At 57.0% G+C, this 2,605-nt stretch carries 2 protein-coding genes; both read right to left on the reverse strand.

What is annotated here, in order from left to right:
* Positions 1 to 4: 4 nt before the first annotated feature.
* Complete coding sequence (locus tag O3648_RS08145) at positions 5 to 1,411, reverse strand: class II fumarate hydratase (protein ID WP_279741779.1); 1,407 nt, start codon at positions 1,409 to 1,411, stop codon at positions 5 to 7.
* 221 nt (positions 1,412 to 1,632) lie between these two features.
* Entirely contained in the window at positions 1,633 to 2,352 is a 720-nt protein-coding gene (locus tag O3648_RS08150; RefSeq protein ID WP_279741781.1) for a carbonic anhydrase, read from the reverse strand.
* Between the last annotated feature and the right edge of the window lie 253 nt (positions 2,353 to 2,605).

Below are 2,605 nucleotides of genomic sequence, written 5' to 3' on the forward strand. Positions count from 1 at the left end.
GAGATTAGAAGTTGCCCAGCATCTTGGTGACGTCCAGAGCCGCATCCAGCTGCTCCTCAGTCACTTCGCCGCGCTCCACATAACCCAGAGCCACAACTGCCTCACGGACAGTCACCTTGTGAGCCACCGAGTACTTAGCAATCTTCGCAGCAGCCTCGTAACCAATCAGCTTGTTCAGCGGGGTCACGGTCGACGGCGAAGCCTCAGCCAGGAAGCGGCAACGCTCAACGTTAGCGGTCAGACCGTCAATCATCTTCTCAGCCGAAACGCGAGAAACATTAGCGAGCAGGCGGATCGACTGCAGCAGGTTAGCAGCCATCACCGGGATACCCACGTTCAGCTCAAACGCGCCGTTAGTGGAAGACAGAGCAATGGTTGCGTCGTTACCGATAACCTGAGCGGCAACCATGATGGTAGCCTCACAAATCACGGGATTGACCTTACCGGGCATAATCGAGGAGCCGGGCTGCAAATCGGGGATATGTAGCTCGCCCAGACCGGTGTTCGGGCCCGAACCCATCCAGCGGATGTCGTTGCTGATCTTCATCAGGCCGTACGCCAGGGTGCGCAGCTGACCGGAAACCTCAATCAGACCGTCACGGTTAGCCTGAGCCTCGAAGTGGTTACGAGCCTCGGTCAGGGGCAGGCCGGTCTCCTCAGCGAGTAGCTCAATCACGCGAGCGGAGAAGCCGTCCGGGGTATTAATGCCGGTACCCACAGCGGTACCGCCGAGGGGAACCTCAGCTACGCGGGGCAGGGAAGCGTTCACACGCTCAATGCCGTAACGTACGGTTGCGGCGTAACCGGAGAACTCCTGGCCCAGAGTGATGGGGGTTGCGTCCATCAGGTGGGTACGACCGGACTTCACAACGTCCCTGAACTCTGCGGACTTGCGCTCCAGGGACTCAGCGAGCACCTCGAGAGCAGGAATCAGGTCCTTTACCAGAGCCTCGGTCACAGCAACGTGCACGGAGGTGGGGAAGACGTCGTTAGAGGACTGGGATGCGTTCACGTGGTCGTTGGGGTGAACCTCAATGCCCTTGGACTCCAGGGAACGGGTTGCCAGGGTTGCCAGGACCTCGTTCGCGTTCATATTCGAGGAGGTACCGGAACCGGTCTGGAAGACGTCAATGGGGAAGTGGGCGTCGTAGTCACCGGTTGCTACCAGATCCGCTGCGTCGCGGATAGCCTGGGCGCGCTCAGCGTCGAGCACCTTGAGTTCCTCATTGGCGGTCGCGGCTGCCTTCTTCACGAGGGCAAGCGCACGAATATGGGCGGATTCGAGGGTCTGACCCGAAATCGGGAAGTTCTCGACTGCGCGCTGGGTCTGTGCACGGTAAAGTGCATCAGCCGGAACGCGAACTTCGCCCATGGTGTCATGTTCAATGCGGTATTCAATGTTTTCAGCCATACCTCTAGGATAGGCGTTCAAAGTGGCTTACGTCGCCTCGAAAAGGTGTCAAATGAGGAAAAACGCTTATAAATTTTGCGGCGTGAGAAGGCGTGTAAAACCCCCGCCCCGGCAGATATGTGAACACTCTACCGTGGCGGGGGTATCCCATAGAAAAATCTGTTCTTTAGTGTGAGTATGTGGGTTCTCGCTCTACGGCTCGTAACGAGTGAAGAAGAAATCTAGTCCAGATTCTCAGCAACCACAACGCGCGGGGGGGTCTTCACGACCACCGGAAGCGCCTGAGTCAGCGGGTTCTGCGCGCCGTTCTTCTCCTCAGGCAAGGTTAGGTCCTGTGAAGTGAACACCAGCTCCGCCTTACCCTCCTTCAGATGGTAGAAGACACCAATCACGGCGACCTTGCCCTCAACCACTGCATCCGAAATGATGTGGGACTGCTCAATAATGCGGATAGCGGTCTGGCGGGTATGTTCACGCACCATGTCGTTGACGGTCGGGTTCTCCGGCAGCTTCGGAGACATTGCCGAAGGCAGGATGTGCTGCACCAGGTTACGGATGAAGCCGTGTGGCATCCTACCGGAGTCTAGGGCATTGCTAGCAGCAGTGACCGCACCACAGGAGTCGTGGCCAAGAACCATCACGACAGGGGTCTCAAACTCATCGACCGCATACTCGAGCGAACCAAGAGCAGCATTCTCCAGCACATGGCCGGCGGTACGCACCACGAATGCGTCGCCCAGACCCAGATCAAAAATAATCTCCGCGGCCAGACGAGAGTCACCGCAACCAAAAATTGAGGCAAATGGGAACTGCCCCGACGCCAAATCGGTACGGCGAATCGTGTCCTGGTTGGGGTGCTCGTTACTGCCCTCAATAAAACGACGGTTGCCGTCTCGAAGACGCCTCCACGCCTCAGCGGGAGTCGGTTGAATGCCAGCCATGTGATGCTCCTTAGCGGACAGGGATAGGAACTCGTATATGCTCACCCGCTCGTTTCTGTGAGCGGTAGTGGGGAAGCTTCAATCGCTCATACTGAAGCTCAGGTTGGTTCCGGGGTCCCGTGAAATAACCTATCTCAAATATGCCTTAAAAATGCAAAAAATAGCTAGTTCGGCACACCTTCCCGTGCCCAAGAGTACAAAAAGATGCATAAAGAGAGATGAAGCCCTCACAGATTTGCCGCATCTGCTCACC

The sequence above is a fragment of the Rothia sp. 27098_8_161 genome (assembly GCF_041432905.1).
Classification (GTDB): Bacteria; Actinomycetota; Actinomycetes; order Actinomycetales; family Micrococcaceae; genus Rothia.

Coding starts and splice junctions, on each gene's coding strand:
- O3648_RS08145 (WP_279741779.1), bottom strand. CDS start 1,411: ATGGCTGAAAACATTGAATACCGCATTGAACATGACACCATGGGCGAA.
- O3648_RS08150 (WP_279741781.1), bottom strand. CDS start 2,352: ATGGCTGGCATTCAACCGACTCCCGCTGAGGCGTGGAGGCGTCTTCGA.